We start from the raw sequence: 18,031 nt of genomic DNA, 5'->3' as shown, positions 1-18,031 counted from the left end.
TGTCCGTTACTTGCGCGCGATGATCTCGCCGTGCGGCATGCCGAACCAGCCGTCCGGGTCCGCCGCCCACTGGCGCCAGGCGGCCGCCATCGCCCGCAATTCGGTGAGGTCGGCCACGCCGGCCTCGATCGCGTGGGTCGCGAAGCTCGATTCGGTCGCCCGCACCGCCCAGGATTCGCCCCACCACTCGCGTTCGATCGCGTTGGCGAAACACCAGATCGAGGCGCTGCTCTCCACGGCGGAGAATCCGGCCAGGCGGGCCCATGCCTTCAGCGCGCGCCCGGCGTCCGGGTCGCCGCCGTTCCAGTAGTGCACGTCGCGGTAGACCGTCATCCACTCCGACAGCCCCTGCAGTTTGGGGTAGTACATCACTCCCCCGTAGTCGACGTCCCGGGCAGCGAAGACTCCGCCGGGCCTCAGCACCCGGCGTATCTCGCGCATGGCGGCGACCGGGTTCGCGACGTGCTGGATCACCTGGTGAGCGTGCACGATGTCGAAGGATTCATCGGGGAAGTCGAGCGAGTAGACGTCGCCGACCTGGAAACCCGCGTTGCGCACGCCCTTGTCGAAGGCGAGGCCGGCGGCATGCTCGATGATCTCCGCCGACGCGTCGACGCCGATGACCCGGCCGGGGGCCAGCCTGCGGGCCAGGTCGACCGTGATCGTGCCGGGGCCGCAGCCCACATCGAGCAGGGTCAGGCCGGATTCCAGGTGCGGGATGAGGTACGCAGCGGAGTTCGCCACCGTGCGCCAGGTGTGCGAGCGCAGCACGCTCTCGTGGTGGCCATGAGTGTACTGGTCTCGCGGCGCCGTTTCCGGGCGTTCGGGCGAGTCGGTCATGACCCGAGCCTACTCAACTGGCGGCCCAACTAGGGTGGTCGCATGGCTGACTCCGTGAACTCCTCCGTGAACTCCTCCGTGAACCCCTTTCTTGCTCCGAGCACGCTCCCCTACCAGCTGCCGCCCTTTGCCGACATCCGCGACGAGCATTACCGCGAGGCGTTCGACCACGGCATCGCGGAGCAGCTCGCCGAGATCGCGCTGATCGTGTCCAACCCCGACGAGCCGACCTTTGAGAACACGCTGCTGCCGCTCGAGCGCAGCGGGCAGACGCTCCAGCGTGTCGCCGCGGTGTTCTTCAACAAGAGTTCCTCCGACTCCAACGACTTCACCAACGCGCTCGAGGAGGAACTCGCGCCCCTTCTCGCGGCGCACGAGGACGCCATCCGGCTCGACCCCGGGCTCTATGCCCGGATCGCGTCCGTGCACGCGCAGCGCGAAGAGCTGGGCCGGGACGCCGAATCGCTGTACCTGGTCGAGCGGTACCACACCGAGTTCACCCTCTCCGGGGCCGGCCTGTCCGACGAGGACAAGGCCGCGCTGCGCGACTTCAACAAGCGCCTCTCGACGCTGACGACGCGCTTCGAGAAGAACCTCCTGGCCGACACCAACGAACTCGCCGTGCTGATCGACGATGTCGCCCAGCTGGACGGCCTCGCGGCCGGGGAGATCTCGGCCGCCGCCGAGGCCGCGAAGGAGCGGGGGCTGAACGGCTACCTGATCAGCCTCGTGCTCCCCACCTCCCACCCGTACCTGGCGAGCCTGACCAACCGGGAGGTTCGGGAGCGGCTGCTGTCGGCCTCCGCGGCCCGCGGCATCCGTGGCGGCGCGCACGACAACCGCGAACTTGTCCTGGAGATCTCGCGCCTGCGCGCCGAGCGGGCGAGGTTGCTCGGCTTCGACAGCCACGCGGCCTTCGTCACAGCCGACGAGACGGCGAAGACTCCGGATGCCGTGGCCGAGATGCTCGGACGCCTCGCCCCGGCCGCGGCGCGGAACGCGCGGGCCGAACAGGCCGAGCTGCAGCAGATCATCGACGGCTCCGGCGAGGGGTTCGAGCTCGCCGCCTGGGACTGGGCGTTCTACACCGAGAAGGTGCGCCAGGCCACGTTCGACGTGGACACCGCCGCCATGCGCCCCTACTTCGAGCTCGAGCGGGTGCTGCAGGACGGCGTCTTCCACGCGGCCACCCGGCTCTACGGCGTGACCTTCACTCCGCGCCCCGACCTCGTCGTCTGGCACCCGGACGCCCGGGTCTTCGAGGTCTCCGACGAGGACGGCTCCCCCGTCGGCCTGTACATCGGCGACTTCTACACCCGCGATTCGAAGCGCGGCGGGGCCTGGATGAACCCGCTCATCTCCCAGTCGGCGCTGCTCGAAACGCCCACCGTCGTCTGCAACAACATGAACATCTCCAAGCCCGCCGCCGGCGAGCCCACGCTGCTCAGCTTCGACGAGGTGAACACCCTCTTCCACGAATTCGGGCACGCGCTGCACGGGTTGTTCGCCCAGGTGACCTACCCGAAATTCTCCGGCACGAATGTGTACCGCGACTTCGTCGAGTTCCCGAGCCAGGTCAACGAGATGTGGATGCTCCAGCCGGAGGTGCTGGCGAACTACGCCCGCCACCACGAAACCGGTGAGCCGATGCCGCAGGACCTGGTCGACCGGATCCACGCCTCGTCCACGTTCAACGAGGGTTTCTCCACCAGCGAGTACCTCGCCGCGGCCCTGCTCGACCAGGCGTGGCACCGGATCGACGCGGACGCGGTGGTGACGGATGTTGCCGAGTTCGAGGCATCCGCCCTCGCCGCCGTCGGCCTCGACAACCCGCTCGTGCCCACCCGGTACGCCAGCACGTACTTCGCGCACACCTTCTCCGGCGGCTACGACGCCGGCTACTACTCGTACATCTGGAGCGAGGTGCTCGACGCGGACACGGTCGACTGGTTCACCGAGAACGGCGGCCTCACCCGGGAGAACGGCGACCGCTTCCGCGACCGCCTGCTCGGCGTGGGCGGCCGGATGGACCCCCTGGAGGCCTACCGCGACTTCCGCGGCCGCGACGCGATCATCCAGCCCCTGCTCGACCGCCGCGGCCTCAACTAACCGCGAAACCGCAGTTGTGCGCCTTATTCGGGCGTTTTAGCGCGCACAACTGCGGTTTCGCGGGAGGTGAAGACGGCGCGCAGCGACGCCCACGACGCGGCGCGGCAGTACACCGGGATCTCGTCCAGCGGCACCGGCCGACTGACCGTGCGCCCGCCGGCCAGGGTCTCCCCGGTCCAGGCATCCACCCAGTCGCCGGCCGGCAGGTACACCAGCCAGTCGGTGGCGCCGGCCTCGAGCACGGGCGCGACGAGCAGGTCGTCGCCGAGCATCCACTGCAGCGGATGCGCCCACACGTTCTCGTCGTGCGGGTGGTCGAAGTAGAGGGCCCGCATCAGCGGCGCGCTGGTCGCGATCGTGCGGCGAGCCTGCTCGGCGAGGTACGGCACGAGTCGCTCGCGCACCTCGATCAGGCGCTTGAACACCGGGATCACCCGGTCATCCGCGTTGCGCTCGGCGATGTTCCACGGCGTGCGGTCCCGGGACGGGGTGCCGTCAGGCCGGGCGGGCGGTTGAGCCCTCGGGTCGCGGGTTAGGCGGACTTCTCTTCGCGCCGGGCCTTGTGGTGAATGATCGTGGGCTCCGCATTGTCGAGCACCGCCTCGCGGGTGACGATGACGCGGGCCACCTCGGTGCTGGACGGCACCTCGAACATGATCGGCCCGAGGACCTCTTCCATGATCGCGCGCAGGCCGCGGGCACCCGTTTTACGGAGCACGGCCAGGTCGGCGATCGCTTCGAGGGCGGGCTGCTCGAATTCGAGCTCGACGCCGTCGAGTTCGAACATGCGCTGGTACTGGCGCACGAGCGCGTTCTTCGGCACGGTCAGGATCTGCATGAGAGCGACCTGGTCGAGCTGCGTGACCGTGGCGACGACGGGAAGACGCCCGATGAACTCGGGGATCAGGCCGAACTTGTGCAGGTCTTCCGGGAGCACCTCGCCGAAGAGGTTGACGTCGTCACCCTTGCTGTGCAGCGGGGCGCCGAAGCCGATGCCCTTCTTGCCGGCCCGCGAGGAGATGATGTCTTCGAGCCCGGCAAACGCGCCGGCCACGATGAACAGCACATTCGTGGTGTCGATCTGGATGAACTCCTGGTGCGGATGCTTGCGGCCGCCCTGCGGCGGAACCGACGCGATGGTGCCCTCGAGGATCTTCAGCAGGGCCTGCTGCACGCCCTCGCCGGACACGTCGCGGGTGATCGAGGGGTTCTCGGCCTTGCGGGCGATCTTGTCGATCTCGTCGATGTAGATGATGCCGGTCTCTGCGCGCTTGACGTCGTAGTCTGCCGCCTGGATCAGCTTGAGCAGGATGTTCTCGACGTCTTCGCCGACGTAGCCGGCCTCGGTCAGGGCCGTCGCATCCGCCACGGCGAAGGGCACGTTGAGGCGTTTGGCGAGCGTCTGGGCCAGGTACGTCTTGCCGCAGCCCGTGGGACCGATGAGAAGAATGTTGGACTTGGCGATCTCGACGTCGTCACGGATGGCGTCGGCCGCCGTGAGCGTCGCCCGTGAGCGCACCCGCTTGTAGTGGTTGTAGACCGCAACGGCGAGGGCGCGCTTGGCTGCCTCCTGGCCGATGACGTATTCCTCGAGGAAGCCGAAGATCTCCTTGGGCTTGGGGAGGTCGAAGTCGCCGCTGCCCTCTTCGGAGCCGGCCTCGGCCAGTCGTTCTTCGATGATTTCGTTGCACAACTCGACGCACTCGTCGCAGATGTAGACGCCCGGACCCGCAATGAGCTGCTGGACCTGCTTCTGGCTCTTTCCGCAGAAGGAGCACTTCAGCAGGTCGGCGCTTTCGCCTATTCGGGCCATCTGTAGCCTCCTCCATCGGTGTCGCTAGCAATGAGCCTAGCCTGTGCCTGTGACACCGCGTGCACGCCGTGCCCAAAGCGAAACGGCGCGCCCCCCTGAAGGCGGGCGCGCCGTTTCGGCACAGCGTGGCGCGTCTACTTGACCAGTGTCGGCAGGTTTTTGCGGCTGGTCAGGACCTGGTCGATCAGGCCGTACTCGAGGGCCTCGGCCGCGCCCAAGATCTTGTCGCGGTCGATGTCCTTGTTGACCTGTTCCACCGACTTGTTGGAGTGGTGCGAGAGGGTCTCCTCGAGCCACACGCGCATGCGCATGATCTCGGCGGCCTGGATTTCGATGTCCGAGGCCTGGCCGCTTCCGGAGCCGCCGACCGACGGCTGGTGGATGAGGATCCGCGCGTTCGGGAGGGCGAGGCGCTTGCCTGCCGTTCCGCCGGCAAGCAGCACCGCGGCCGCGGACGCCGCCTGGCCGAGGCAGACCGTCTGGATGTGCGGGCGGATGTACTGCATCGTGTCGTAAATCGCCGTCATGGCCGTGAACGAGCCACCGGGCGAGTTGATGTACATGACGATGTCGCGGTCGGGGTCCTGGCTCTCGAGCACGAGAAGCTGGGCCATGACGTCGTCGGCGGAAGCGTCATCCACCTGCACACCGAGGAAGATGATGCGGTCCTCGAAGAGCTTGGCGTAGGGGTCCTGGCGCTTGTAGCCGTAGGCCGTGCGCTCCTCGAACGTGGGCAGGATGTACCGGGAATCCGGCATCGAGGCGGCGGGGCCGCCCTGCGAGCTGGATGCGGTTCCACCGAATGTGGGGATGGTCATGGTTTTCTTCCTCTTCGGTTCGGTGGGCTACTTGGTGGTGTCCGCGGCCACGGTGCCGCCGCCGCCGGCGACGTCGGTGGCGGATTCGCGGACGTGGTCGACGAAACCGTATTCGAGGGCTTCCTGGGCGCTGAACCAGCGGTCGCGGTCGCCGTCGGCGTTGATCTGCTCGACCGTCTTGCCGGTCTGGGCCGCGGTGATCTCGGCGAGGCGCTTCTTCATGTCGAGGATGAGCTGGGCCTGGGTCTGGATGTCGCTGGCCGTTCCGCCGAAGCCGCCGTGCGGCTGGTGCAGCAGCACACGGGTGTTCGGGGTGATGTAGCGCTTGCCCTTGGTGCCCGAGGTGAGGAGCAGCTGGCCCATCGAGGCGGCCATGCCGATGCCCACCGTGACGATGTCGTTCGGCACGAACTGCATCGTGTCGTAGATCGCCATGCCGGCGGTGATCGATCCGCCCGGGGAGTTGATGTACAGGTAGATGTCGAGCTTGGGGTCCTCGGCGGCCAGCAGCAGGATCTTGGCACAGATCTCGTTGGCGCTGTCGTCACGGACCTCTGAGCCGAGCCAGATGATTCGATCTTTCAGCAGTCGGTCAAATACGCCGGGTGTCGGTGTCATATCGGCCATGTCGCGCTCCGTTTCGCTTGTCGCTTGTCGCTTCAGAATGAATCTATAGGAGCCCGGCCCGAAGAACGGCTCTGTTCGCCCTCGGCAGATTACGCGCGCCCACCGACCCGCCCGCCCATGCGACTCCGACGGTGCTTCAGACGCAGAACGGGCCGGATGTCGTGTGACATCCGGCCCGTAGGCGCTCGCTCGCTAGCGCGCGTGCGTGCGTGGCGTGCTACTTCTTGGCAGCGGCCTTCTTCTTCGGCTTGGCCTTGGCTTCGACCGGCTCCTCGGTGTTCTCGTCCTCGGCGTTCTCGTCCTCGGTGTTCTCGTCCGCCGCGGCATCCTCTGCCGTGTCGTCGTCTTCGACCGCGCTGAATTCGGACAGGTCGACGGCCTTTCCGTTCGAGTCGACAACCGTCGCCTTGCCCAGCGCGATGGCCAGCGCCTTGTTGCGGGCGACTTCGGCCACCATCGACGGGATCTGGCCGTTGCTGCTCAGGGCCTGCACGAACTCGCTCGGGTCCATGCCGTACTGGCTCGCGCCCTGGATCAGGTACTGGGTCAGCTCGTCCTGGCTGACCTGAACCTTCTCGGCCTCGGCGATCGTGTCGAGCAGGATCTGCTGGCGGAAGGTCTTCTCGCTCGACGCGGTGACCTCGGCGCGGTGCTCGTCGTCCTCGAGGCGGCTTTCGCCCTCGAGGTGACGGTTCACCTCGTCTTCGATGATCGCGGCGGGGATCGGGACCTCGACGGATTCGAGGAGCTGCTCGATGAGCTGCTCCCGGGCCTGGTTGCCCTGGCCGAAGGCCTTCGAGCGCTCGACCTGCACCTTGAGGCTCTCGGTCAGCTCGGCCACGGTGTCGAACTCGCTGGAGATCTGAGCGAAGTCGTCGTCGACGGGCGGAAGCTCGCGCTCCTTGACGGCCGAGACGGTGACGACGATCTCGGCGGTTTCGCCCTCGTGGTCGCCGCCCATGAGCTTCGAGTTGAACGTGGTGGTCTCACCGGCGCTGAGCGAGTCGAGCGCCTCGTCGATGCCCTCGATCAGGTCGCCGGAGCCGACCTCATAGGAGATGCCGCTGGCGGTGTCGACCTCGACGCCGTTGATGGTTGCGACCAGGTCGATCTGGGCGAAGTCGCCGGTCTTGGCCGGACGCTCGACGGTGACGAGCGTGCCGAAGCGGCTGCGCAGCTTGTCGAGCTCCTCGGTGACCTCGTCGTCGGACACCTCGACGGCGTCGACGGTGAGCGTGAGCCCCTTATAGTCGGGAAGCTCGATCTCGGGGCGGACGTCAACCTCGATGGCCAGCAGCAGGTCTCCGGAGAAGTCCTTGTCGCTCGGCCATTCAACGATGTCGGCCTCCGGGCGGCCCAGGGGGCGCAGCTTGTGCTCTTCGACAACCTTGCGGTAGAAGCCGTCGAGGCTTTCGTTGACCGCGTGCTCCAGGACGCCGGACTTGCCGACGCGCTGGTCAATGATTGCCGGCGGAACCTTGCCCTTGCGGAATCCGGGGATGTTGATGCCCTCGGCAATGTGACCGTAGGCGTGGGTGATGCTGGGCTTGAGCTCCTCCGGCGTCACCGTGATGGTGAGCTTGGCGCGCGTGGGGCTCAGCTTTTCGACCGTTGACTTCACGTGGGGACTCTCCTGTGTTTTGAACGATTGCGTGTGTGGGGGGGTGATGGTCGGGGCGACAGGATTCGAACCTGCGACCTCTCGGTCCCAAACCGAGCGCTCTACCAAGCTGAGCTACGCCCCGGATCGCCATCTCAACCCGTTGGGGCCCTCCGGTTTGACGCAAGGAACATCCTCACGGCACGCCGATTGACCTCGGTAAGTCTAGTGCACAGCTCCGCACGTCCCGGCGCGGGGCGTGCAGCGAGCGCCCGTCAACGTGTACTACGCTATTTGAGTGCCCGGCGACGGGCCCTGGGGATGTAGCTCAATGGTAGAGCCTCAGTTTTCCAAACTGATGGCGCGGGTTCGATTCCCGTCATCCCCTCCCTTTCGGTCACTCGCCTTCAGGATCCGCATGCGATCCGCCGCCGCGTCCGTGGTGCGCATCCCCGGCCGCCGTGATGGCCTTGTACACGTGGTGGGCGTAGACCTTGAAACCCAGCATGGCCTCCACCCAGGACCGGTCACCGGCGACCCCGCCGTCCCTGGCGAGGTCGAGACTTCGCAGGCGCTCGAGCCGTCGTGCTGCTTCTGTGCGGATCATCTCCGACAGGAAGTCGACCAGCGGTCCCGCAGAGCCCTCGGCCAAGACACGCTCGGCGAGCGGAATCGCGGGGCCCACGTCCAATCCTGCCGGCTTCAGCCCTGTGTAGGCCGCGCCTTCCCCGGCCCGGTGAATGCGCACCACGGTCTCGAAGAAAAGCCGGTCCGCAACATCCGCCGCTTCCCGCCCGAGATTCCGTACCGGCACAACCCGGTCGAAGAGTGCCCGGACTTCGGCCTCCCCGGCCGCGGGCACGTAGGGCAGCACGCGCGCGACGTCGACGGCATCCAGCGCCTGCCTGGCTGCGGTGACGACGGGTCCGTCCAGTGAGTCGCAATGTGGGGGCATGGCTGGATCCTCCGAGTCTCCGTCCCGGGGCGCTGTGCGGGGTCGCCTACCTGGCGGGGTCGATGTGGCGGGCAGCGCGATCCTACTTCGGATTCTGGCGCACCTGAGAGCCTCTGAACTTGTCCCCGCCAGACGCCAGCTGACGCCGCTGCCCCAGCTGGCCGCTGACGTTCGCTTGCGGACAAAGTGCCTTCATCGGCCGCGGGAAGGTACTTTCCCCGCAACTCGGCGCAGGTTTGATCTTCACTTCAGGGGCCAAGCGGATGCCGTGGGTCGGGTCCCCGGCATCCGCTCGGACCGACCTAGCTGGGGTATTCCTCCGCCACACAGCCGTTTGCGATGAAGGCCTCCGGGTCGTCGCCCTGTCCGGCGAAGTGTCCGGACTGCCCGGCGAGCCACCAGTCGAACTCGGGGATGACGTCCTCGAGGTCCTGGTGGTTCTGGTGCGCCCTGACGACCCCGACCTTGTCGGAGGTAACGATCACGAACGGGTTCGTCGCGCTGTGGGTCGCGTGACAGTAGGTGACCTTGTGGTCGTCAGACGGCTGCGAGGCCGTGGCTGATGTCGCGACACCGAGTGCGCTCAGGGCCGCGAACGGCACGGCCGCGAATACGGCGACGACGCGGGCGCGCTTTCGCCCAACCTCTGTGGACAGGATCATCTGTGTTGCTCCCTTCGGTAGGAGTGCTTGTGCGCCACATCACAGCACGGCGTACCACCCCCCAACAAGGGGTGACCTGAGTGATTCCCACCCCCAGTTCGAGGGGTCAGCGCGTCCCGCTCGCTCGTGCGCCCGGTCACGGGTCGTTCCCGAACGTGAGTGTCCCTCACTTTGGGGGGCCTTGATGCCTTGTCGGCCGGTGACGCGGACTGCTTTGCTATGCGCGTGACCTAACTCTTACCCGAAAGGAGAGTCACGCCATGATCCAATCCTCCAAGGTCGGCCGGCATCGGCCCGTGCCCCCTGCGCCGGCACATCCAAACGCGGACTCCGCTCTGCGACCACAGGGCCGCGCCCTGACCGGCGGCGCCCGGTAAGACAGTTCCGTTCGTGGTGCCCACCACGAACACGATCGCCGTTGCGCGGGATCTGCGCGGTCCGCCAGGCGCGAGCCAGAGCGCTCCGCCCTTCGCGGACAGTAATCCACGCAATCGACAGCTCCGCAGTCCCCACCCAATCGGGAGCCTGCCGGGGTTATCTCGGCGCGGGTCGGACCAGTCCGCCGGAAGCACGATCCGGTGGCCGGGCCGGTTTGTCGCGCCCTGACCCCACCCTGTCGCTCGCTCTGCCGCTGCATCACGCCACACCCGAGTTCCTTGCGAGGTCAGAATCCAATGAAGAGACTATTCGCGGCCTGTACGGCCGCACTGATGGCCGTGGGCCTGGCAATAGCCGGGGCAGCGGCCCCGGCGAGCGCGGTGGGCCTCCAGGCCGTCCTGTGCCACGCCACCCCTCCCAGCACGGCCGCCAACGGCTGGCAGGCAATGCCGCCGCTGGACATGCACGCGATCATCACGCAGGGCCACGATCTGCACGAAGCCGACATCATTCCGGCGTTCGGCTCCTACCCCGGCAAGAATCTCACCGCACTGTTCGGCTGGGGAGCCACCGGAGCCCAAGTCCTGGCCAACGGATGCGTGCTCCCCGTGCAACCCCCGCCCGCCCCGATCGTCGTCACGCCGCCCGGCGCCTCCATGGTCGACGAATGCGGAACCGAGAACGACCTGATCGTCATTCCCGCCGACGGCACCGGATACAGCTTTTCCGGGAGCGGCGGGGATGTCTACCTGACGGCGGCCGCGAACTATGCCTTCCCGGCCGGCACGGAAACGGAGTGGCACTTCGGCCTCACCGACGTTCCGTGCGTGGTCTCCCCGGGTGTGCTCACGCCGCCGCCGCCGCACTTCACCGACGCGGTGTGCGATGCGCCGGCCGTTCTGACCCTGACCGGCTTCGACCTCGGTTCCTGGGCCTGGGGAGACCAATCCGGAGAGTCCTTCTCCGGCGAGCCCGCGGGCCTGGAGTTCGGCGTTCCCTACGCCGTGACTGCCGTGGCAGATCAGGGATGGGTCATCCCGCGCACCTCGGCCTGGTCCTTCACCCCGGTGGAGCCCGCCGACTGTGGCGGGGACGGACCAGGCGGCGGCGAAGAACCGAACCCGGTCATGGTTGTGCCGCTTCCGCCGACGGCAACGGATGCCTGCGGTCCCGACAACGACACCGTGGACCTTCCCGAGCCCCAGGACGGCGTCATCTACAGCCAGGAGCGCTTCGGGGACGGTACGGGCACAACAGTGGTCGTCGTCACGGCAACGGCCCTGCCCGGCTTCACACTGGGCTACGAGGGCGAGGAATGGGCCACGGTGAACTGGGACTTCCCGGTGAACAACGAGCCCTGCCCCCTCACCGATCCGGATCCGGTGATCGACCCTGATCCCGTCACCGACCCTGATCCGGTGATCGACCCAGATCCCGTCACCGACCCTGGTCCCGGTACCGACCCGGATCCCGTCACCGACCCTGATCCCGCCACCGACCCGCCGACGGTCGTGGACATCCCGGTGACCGACCCACCCACGGGCGTGCTGCCGGAAGCCACGCCGCCCGTGGTCACTCCCCCGGCGCTCGCTCCCCCGGCCGCGCCCGCAGCGAAACCGGCCGTCACGCCAACGCTCGTGCTCGCCTCGGCGGGTGTCGAGGCAGAGAATATGGGACTCTTCGCCCTGCTGCTCTTCCTCGCGGGCGCTGCCGTCCTGGTCGCGGTCAGGAGGCGAGGGGCGAAACCGGCCCCGATGAGCGCGACTCGGCCGTCACACCGTCACGCGGAGGACCGGCGCCTGACCCCGGGTGAGGTCTGGGCACACCGACGCCATCTCGGCGCCCGGACCGGCACAGGGCATCGCCATTAGGCACTTGCACGCCTGACTCCCGCCCCGCCCCGCCCCGCCCCGGCCTCGATTTCGAGGTCGGGGCGCTTCCGTTCACCCACCCACCTCCCCGCGAAACCGCAGTTGTGCGCGCTAAAACACCCGGGTAACGCGCACAACTGCGGTTTCGCGGGGAGTGTGTGTGGGGGGATTTAGAGGGTGGTGTGGGTGACGCGGCCGGCGAGCAGCGTGGCGGCGACGGGCATCCGCCGCAGATCGGCGACGGATGCCGTGAACGGGTCGACCTCGCAGACCGCCAGGTCGGCGACGTCCCCCACCGCGACCTGGTGCCGCCCGCGCGCGGACGCTGCCAGCGCCGCCTGCCGGGAGATCGCCTGCTCGGGGTGCCACGGCTCGCGACCCTCCGTGGCGCGCCCAACGGCGGCCGCCATGCTCACCCAGGGGTCGAGGGGCGCCACCGGGGCGTCGGAGCCGAGCGCCAGCTCGACGCCGGCCTCCAGCAGGCTCGCCAGCACGAAGGCCCGGCCGGTGCGGCCGGCCCAGTAGCGGTCCGCAACATCGCGGTCGTCCAGGGCATGCTCCGGTTGCACGCTGGCGACCACGCCCAACCGGGCGAAGCGCTCGATGTCGGCGGTAGCCAGCAGCTGCGCGTGTTCGATGCTGCCCGCGCAGCCGAGTTGCTCGAACGCGTCCAGGGCCATGCTGTTGGCGTGGTCGCCGATGGCATGCACGGCCGGGCGGATGCCTGCCTCCGTCGCGGTCCGCATGAACCGGACGAGCTCCTCGGGCGGCACCGTGAGCAGCCCGTGCGCATCCGGGGTGCCTTCGAGGCCGGGATACTCGTCGAGGCAGTACGCCGTGCGGGTGTTGAGCGACCCGTCGGTGATCACCTTGTACGGGCCCACGGTGAGCAGTCCCCCGGTTCCGTCGATCGGAGCGCCGGAACGCAGGCCGAGTTCCACCGCCCGCGGCAGGTCCTGGCTGTAGATGCCGAACTCGACCCGAAGCGAATCCGTGCCCGCGGCGATCCGGCGCCGCCAGGTGTCGAGGTTCCAGGTCATCTCGAGGTCGACGATGCCGACGACGCCGCGGGATGCCGCGACCCGGGCCGCCTCATCGGCCCAGCCGTCCATCACCTCGTCCGCGACCGCGCCGAGCGCGTTGACGACGGCGAAGCAGTCCTCTTCCCGGAGCAGCCCCGTGGGGTGGCCGGCGAATCCGTGCAGCGCGAGCGCCGCAGAGTTCAGCCAGCAGCTGTGCAGGTCGCCGCTCACCAGCACGACCGGGACGGCCCCGGATACGGCGTCGAGCACCGCGAGCCCGGGCGCGGCCGGCCACAGCCCGTCGCGGAATCCGAACCCGACGAGGGTGTCCCCGGCCGGCACCCTGGGAATGCGCCCGGCGACCGAGACGGCCGCCTCGGCCGCGGATGCCGCGGCCGAGACATCGAGGCGCCGCGCCGTCTGCGCCCACTGGCTGAAGTGCACGTGGTTGTCCCACAGGCCCGGGATGACCCACCGCTCGCCCAGGTCGACCGTGTGCGTCGACGCGTGGCCCGGGTCGGTGTAGCCGATCCGCCGGATCACGCCGTCGACGATTTCGATGTCGACGACGACGTCGCTGCCCGGGAGTCGGCCGTTCCTCAGCAGGAGCGTGGCCGGGGCCGGAGTCGTGGCCGAGGTCGCCGACGGAGTCGCCGCCGTCACCTGCCGAGCCGATCGTGCACGCGCCGCATTTCGGCGGCCAGGGCCGCGCTCGCGTACGGCCCATCACCCTCGAGCTCCGCGATCACGCGTTCAACGGTCTCGGCCGGTTTGTTCTGGCTCATCTTGTTCTTGGCCACCAGTCGGGTGACCCTCAGGCGGAAACCCATCGTTCCCGCCGAGATGCGCGCCGCATACGCGGCGTCGACCGGCGTGCCGTTCATCCGGCGCGGCTCAGGCATCCGCTCCTCGAAGTGGTCGACCAGGTCCTCGAGCACACGCAGGTTCTCCTCGGCGCCGAGCAGCTCAGGCGTGCCGTACAGGTGCGCCGTGATGAAGTTCCAGGTGGGGACGGCCCCGGACGCGTCGTACCAGCCGGGCGAGATGTAACCGTGCGGGCCCTGGATGACCACGAGCAGCTCATGAGAACCGAGCTCGTGCAGCTGCTCGTCCGGGCGGCCCACATGCCCGAGCAACACGATGTCCTCCGACGACTCCTCGAGGATGACCGGGTAGTGCGAGGCCACGAGTTCGCCGGCCGAGGTATGGCTAATGATCGTGGCCCACGGGTTATCCCTGATCAATCGCTTGATCTCGGCGGTTTCGCCGAGCACGAAGCTGGGGTTCTGTCTCATCGCATTCCGCTTTCCAGGTCGATCGCTGCGGCCGAGGGCCGCTGGCAGGACGGGCACCAGTACAGTTTTCGGGCCCCCATCTCTTCGAGGGCGATGTGCGTGCCGCACACGCGGCAGGGCAGCCCTTCGCGCTTGTAGACCCAGTGCCGGTCCGCCCGGTTCCTCATGGCCAGAACGTACTCGCCGCCGCCGAGGTCGTCCATCGTCATCATCTGGCCGGTCTTCACGCCGATGGCGAGCAGGTGCGCCCAGTCCCGCCAGAGGGCGCGGACCGTGTCGTCGCTGAGGGTTTTCCCGGGCGCGTGCGGGTCGATCCGGGCGCGGAACAACAGCTCGGCCCGGTAGACGTTGCCGATGCCGGCCACGACGCTCTGGTCCATCAGGAGCTGGCCGATCGGGGTGGGCTTGCGGCGAACGGCGCTCGTGAACCGGTCTTCCGCGGCCTGGCCGTCGTCGAGCTGCGGATCGGGCCCGAGCTTCGCGATCACGGCGTCCACCTGGCCGGGGTCGAGCACCTCGCACGCGGTCGGCCCGCGGAGGTCGGCCGACACGGTGTCGGTGAGCAGGCGAACGCGCACCTGGCCGACGGGCTCCGGCGGGAAGGTGTCGACGGCGCCGAGTTCCTTCTCCTGTTCCGCCATCCGCACCCGGGTGCGGCGGGGAGCACCGATGCTGTGCATGGAGTTCTCGCCGGCCGAATCGAGCACGGCGCCGTGGCCTGCATCCAGCTCGGTGCCGCGCTGGTTGGTCTGTCCCATCCGGCCGTTGGCCGACGCGATGGTCGCATCCATCAGGATGTCCCCGGCGAAGTCCCACGCGCCGTACATGCCCAGGTGGATGCGCAGCCAGAGCCCGTTGTCGAACTCGAGGAACATCTGCTTGCCGACGGCTTTGGCATCCGTCATGACATGCCCGTCGAGCCGCTCCGCCCCCGCCACGAACCTGCCCTGCGGTGAAGACAGGCGCACGGGCTTGCCGACGAAGTTACGCGCGAACTGGCGCGTAATCCGGTGGACGGAATGACCCTCGGGCATGGTCAGGCCACGATGTCTTTGCCGGCGATCCGCCCGGTCGTTTCGTACTCCCCGAGCTGGGCGATCCGGCGCGCGTGCCGCTCGTCCCCGGAGAACGGCTCGGCGATGAACGCGTCGATGAAATCCGTTGCGTCTTCGACGGTGTGCTGCCTGGCCCCGATGGAGATGACGTTGGCGTCGTTGTGCTCCCGTGCGAGCCGGGCGGTGCTGAGATTCCAGGCGAGGGCCGCGCGAGCGCCCCTGACCTTGTTGGCGGCCATCTGCTCGCCGTTGCCCGATCCACCGAACACGACGCCCAGGGCGGCAACCCCGGCGGCCCGGTCGTTCACCACGGCCTGCGCGGCATTGATGCAGAACGCCGGGTAGTCGTCGAGTGCGTTGTAGCTCTGCGGCCCGTGGTCGATGACCTCGTGGCCGGCGGCGGTGAGGTGCTTCATGAGGTGCCGGCTGAAGTCCAGGCCCGCGTGGTCGGTGGCGATGTGGATGCGCATAGGGGAATTCTATTTAGTTGGAAGCGGGTTGGTTGGCAGCGGGTTGGTAGGCAGCGGGCTGGACGGCGGGGCGGGGTGGCAGCGGGGCGAAGATCGGCTCATGGGTCCGACTCCGTTTGAGTTCGAAGAACCCGTCGAAGGCGGCGGCCACCACCACCGCGTCCCAGAGCGCGAGCGCCTGCGCGCCGGTCGGCGCCGGCGACATCACGGGCCCGAAGAAGGCCACGTCACCCACGGCGATGATGGGCGTCCCGACCTCGTGGCCCACCCGCCTGATGCCCTCAAAGTGGCTGAGGCGCATGGCCACATCGAATTCGTCGCTGTCGGCGTAGGCCGCGAAGGCGGCCGGCAGCCCCACCTCGGCGAGCGCCGCCGGGATGACCTCGTCGGGGTCGGTCTGGCCACCCGGATGAATCAGGGCACCGAGGGCGGCGTAGAGCGCCCTGACGCTCTCCTGTCCGTGCAGTTCCTGGGCGGCCTGGACCAGCCGGGTGTATTTCAGCGCCCGCGGGAAGAACGCCTGGTATTCGTCGCTGACGTCCTTGTCTTCGTTGAGCACCGCGAGGCTCATGACGCTCCAGGTGACGTCGAGTTGTCGCGCCTCGGCAACCTCGTCCATCCACCGTGAAGTCACCCATGCCCAGGGGCAGGAAGGGTCGAACCAGAACTCTATCGAATCAGCCATATGTCCAGACTAGGCGGCGCTTATGGGTGCCCGAACCCCGTCAAATCCGTATCCGGAATATCGTTTTGGCCGATCATCGGCTAAAATTAAAAGCTTGCCCGAAAATGAGTCGAAATATTCCCGACCACGGGTCGCTACAGGTCTCACGCAAATGGCCTCCACGAGAGAAGAACATATTGCCTATTGACCGAAGTACAAACACGTCTCTGAGCGGTGCCACAAGCGCCGCCGCAAAAACCAGAAAGCCGCTCCTGCGGCGCCGGCTCAAGGTGTCCGACGTCAACGTCGTTGACCACCCCAAGCTGAAGAAGGCCCTCGGCGGAACGATCGTCGGAAACACCATGGAGTGGTACGACGTCGGTGTCTTCGGCTACCTGATCACCACGATGGGCCCGGTCTTCCTGCCCGAGGCCGACAAGACCGTGCAGACGCTCTTCCTGCTCGGAACTTTCGCGGCCACGTTCATCGCCCGCCCCCTCGGTGGCGTCTTCTTCGGCTGGCTCGGCGACAGAATCGGCCGCCAGAAGGTGCTGTCCATGACGCTCATGCTCATGGCCGTCTCCACCTTCGCCGTCGGCCTGCTGCCCGGGTACGCCCAGGTCGGCATGTTGGCCGCCGCCCTGCTGGTGTTCACCAAGGTCATCCAGGGATTCTCCACCGGCGGAGAGTACGCCGGTGCCACCACCTTCGTCAGCGAGCACGCTCCTGACAAGCACAGGGGCTTCTTCGCCAGCCTGCTCGACATGGGCAGCTACCTCGGCTTCGCTATCGGTGCGGCCCTCGTCTCCGTGTTGCAGGTCACCCTGGGACAGGACGTCATGGAGGACTGGGGCTGGCGCATCCCGTTCCTGATCGCCGGACCTCTCGGCCTCATCGCCATCTACTTCCGGATGAAGATCGAGGAATCGCCGACCTTCCAGGCGACCCTGGACGCCAAGGAGATCGCGGCGAACGACCCGCAGGTCGACGATGCCCCCGCCGCCAAGGGCCCGCTCGCGATCTTCAAGGCCTACTGGCGCGGAATCGTACTGGCCATGGTCCTCGTGGCCTCCGCCAACACGCTCGGCTACGCGCTCACCTCCTACATGCCGACCTACCTGACGGCGAACAAGGGATACGACGAGTTCCACGGAACGCTTCTGACGATCCCGATCCTGGTCATCATGTCGCTCTGCATCCCGCTGGCCGGTCGCCTGTCCGACAAGATCGGACGCCGCCCGGTGCTCTGGATCGGCGCCATCAGCGCGGTCTTCCTCTCCATCCCGGCGTTCCTGCTGATTGACATCGGCGGAATCTGGACCACGCTGCTCGGCCTCGCCCTGATCGCCTTCCCGGTCACGTTCTACGTGGCCAACCTGGCGTCGGCGCTGCCGGCACTGTTCCCCACCGAGAGCCGCTACGGAGCAATGGGCATCGCCTACAACTTCTCCGTCGCCATCTTCGGAGGAACGACCCCGTTCATCATCGCGGCCCTCATTGCGGCCTCCGGCGACGACATGGCGCCGGCGTACTACCTGATGGGGACATCCGTCATCGGAGCAATCACCATCTACTTCATGAAGGAAACGGCCCAGCGCCCCCTGCTCGGCTCCATGCCCAGCGTGACGTCTGACGCCGAGGCCCGCGAACTCGTCGCAGGCCAGGACGAGAACCCGATGCTCGACATGGACGACATGCCGTTCGACCACACCTACGAAGCGGCCACCAGCGCCGTTGACGTGGTCGACGTGCAGGATGCCGAGCCCGCGAAGGTCTAACGACCGGGTCTGCTCACTGAGTGGCGCTCGAACGGACATGTGTCGCCGGTACGCCGGCGACACATGTCCGTTTC

General features: G+C 67.7%; 16 protein-coding genes and 2 tRNA genes. 4 read left to right on the top strand and 14 right to left on the bottom strand.

What is annotated here, in order from left to right:
* Positions 1–6 precede the first annotated feature (6 nt).
* Positions 7–840 (bottom strand): class I SAM-dependent methyltransferase, encoded by an 834-nt coding sequence (locus E3T54_RS05660; RefSeq protein ID WP_134474925.1) that lies wholly within the window; start codon positions 838–840, stop codon positions 7–9.
* Positions 841–882: 42 nt separating this feature from the next.
* Here E3T54_RS05660 and E3T54_RS05655 point away from each other — a divergent pair, with 42 nt between their 5' ends.
* Positions 883–2,949 (top strand): M3 family metallopeptidase, encoded by a 2,067-nt coding sequence (locus E3T54_RS05655; protein ID WP_134474924.1) that lies wholly within the window; start codon positions 883–885, stop codon positions 2,947–2,949.
* Between the two features lie 23 nt (positions 2,950–2,972).
* Here the strand turns inward: E3T54_RS05655 and E3T54_RS05650 are convergent, their stop codons facing one another.
* The 6 genes from E3T54_RS05650 to E3T54_RS05625 all read right to left on the bottom strand — a co-directional run bounded on the left by E3T54_RS05650 (position 2,973) and on the right by E3T54_RS05625 (position 7,952).
* Positions 2,973–3,383, bottom strand: a complete 411-nt coding sequence (locus E3T54_RS05650; protein WP_370254962.1) for a hypothetical protein — start codon at positions 3,381–3,383, stop codon at positions 2,973–2,975.
* 98 nt (positions 3,384–3,481) lie between these two features.
* Positions 3,482–4,762, bottom strand: a complete 1,281-nt coding sequence (gene clpX, locus E3T54_RS05645; RefSeq protein WP_092323799.1) for an ATP-dependent Clp protease ATP-binding subunit ClpX — start codon at positions 4,760–4,762, stop codon at positions 3,482–3,484.
* Between the two features lie 134 nt (positions 4,763–4,896).
* Positions 4,897–5,580: an ATP-dependent Clp protease proteolytic subunit gene (locus E3T54_RS05640; RefSeq protein WP_277870630.1), complete on the bottom strand. Its 684-nt coding sequence runs from the start codon at positions 5,578–5,580 to the stop codon at positions 4,897–4,899.
* Positions 5,581–5,607: 27 nt separating this feature from the next.
* The gene (locus E3T54_RS05635) at positions 5,608–6,207 is read right to left on the bottom strand and encodes an ATP-dependent Clp protease proteolytic subunit (protein ID WP_092323798.1); all 600 of its coding nucleotides are present in this window, start codon (positions 6,205–6,207) and stop codon (positions 5,608–5,610) included.
* Between the two features lie 217 nt (positions 6,208–6,424).
* Positions 6,425–7,828, bottom strand: coding sequence for a trigger factor (gene tig, locus E3T54_RS05630; RefSeq protein ID WP_166804844.1), 1,404 nt, complete (start codon positions 7,826–7,828; stop codon positions 6,425–6,427).
* A gap of 47 nt (positions 7,829–7,875) precedes the next feature.
* Positions 7,876–7,952: transfer RNA gene (locus E3T54_RS05625), tRNA-Pro, on the bottom strand.
* Between the two features lie 172 nt (positions 7,953–8,124).
* Here E3T54_RS05625 and E3T54_RS05620 point away from each other — a divergent pair.
* Positions 8,125–8,195 (top strand) — tRNA-Gly (locus E3T54_RS05620).
* A gap of 9 nt (positions 8,196–8,204) precedes the next feature.
* Here the strand turns inward: E3T54_RS05620 and E3T54_RS05615 are convergent.
* Both E3T54_RS05615 and E3T54_RS05610 read right to left on the bottom strand, forming a co-directional pair.
* Positions 8,205–8,762: a DUF6448 family protein gene (locus E3T54_RS05615; protein ID WP_174844395.1), complete on the bottom strand. Its 558-nt coding sequence runs from the start codon at positions 8,760–8,762 to the stop codon at positions 8,205–8,207.
* 302 nt (positions 8,763–9,064) lie between these two features.
* A complete protein-coding gene (locus E3T54_RS05610; protein ID WP_134474921.1) occupies positions 9,065–9,424 on the bottom strand; it encodes a hypothetical protein in 360 nt (119 codons plus the stop codon).
* A gap of 674 nt (positions 9,425–10,098) precedes the next feature.
* Here E3T54_RS05610 and E3T54_RS05605 point away from each other — a divergent pair.
* Positions 10,099–11,673: a hypothetical protein gene (locus E3T54_RS05605; protein ID WP_134474920.1), complete on the top strand. Its 1,575-nt coding sequence runs from the start codon at positions 10,099–10,101 to the stop codon at positions 11,671–11,673.
* Between the two features lie 170 nt (positions 11,674–11,843).
* Here the strand turns inward: E3T54_RS05605 and E3T54_RS05600 are convergent, their stop codons facing one another.
* The 5 genes from E3T54_RS05600 to E3T54_RS05580 are packed head-to-tail and all read right to left on the bottom strand — an operon-like array spanning position 11,844 to position 16,200.
* A complete protein-coding gene (locus tag E3T54_RS05600; RefSeq protein ID WP_134474919.1) occupies positions 11,844–13,358 on the bottom strand; it encodes an amidohydrolase in 1,515 nt (504 codons plus the stop codon).
* Positions 13,355–13,990 carry an FMN-binding negative transcriptional regulator gene (locus E3T54_RS05595; RefSeq protein WP_134474918.1) on the bottom strand — a complete coding sequence of 212 codons (636 nt, stop codon included), beginning with the start codon at positions 13,988–13,990 and terminating at the stop codon, positions 13,355–13,357. The genes E3T54_RS05600 and E3T54_RS05595 overlap by 4 nt, the downstream gene beginning before the upstream one ends.
* The gene (locus tag E3T54_RS05590) at positions 13,987–15,024 is read right to left on the bottom strand and encodes an Fpg/Nei family DNA glycosylase (protein WP_134474917.1); all 1,038 of its coding nucleotides are present in this window, start codon (positions 15,022–15,024) and stop codon (positions 13,987–13,989) included. The genes E3T54_RS05595 and E3T54_RS05590 overlap by 4 nt, the downstream gene beginning before the upstream one ends.
* 2 nt (positions 15,025–15,026) lie before the next feature.
* The gene (locus E3T54_RS05585) at positions 15,027–15,515 is read right to left on the bottom strand and encodes a ribose-5-phosphate isomerase (RefSeq protein ID WP_134474916.1); all 489 of its coding nucleotides are present in this window, start codon (positions 15,513–15,515) and stop codon (positions 15,027–15,029) included.
* A gap of 13 nt (positions 15,516–15,528) precedes the next feature.
* On the bottom strand, positions 15,529–16,200 hold the full coding sequence (locus tag E3T54_RS05580; protein ID WP_134474915.1) for a DsbA family protein: 672 nt from the start codon (positions 16,198–16,200) through the stop codon (positions 15,529–15,531).
* A 176-nt stretch (positions 16,201–16,376) separates the two neighbouring features.
* On the opposite strand from E3T54_RS05580, the gene E3T54_RS05575 reads away from it, so the two are divergent.
* A complete protein-coding gene (locus E3T54_RS05575) occupies positions 16,377–17,957 on the top strand; it encodes an MFS transporter (protein ID WP_241977075.1) in 1,581 nt (526 codons plus the stop codon).
* The last annotated feature ends 74 nt before the right edge of the window (positions 17,958–18,031 follow it).

The sequence above is a fragment of the Cryobacterium sp. Sr8 genome, assembly GCF_004403225.1.
GTDB lineage: Bacteria > Actinomycetota > Actinomycetes > Actinomycetales > Microbacteriaceae > Cryobacterium > Cryobacterium psychrotolerans.
Note: the sequence above shows the minus strand (reverse complement) of the source record. Positions and strands in the feature narration are given on the sequence as shown.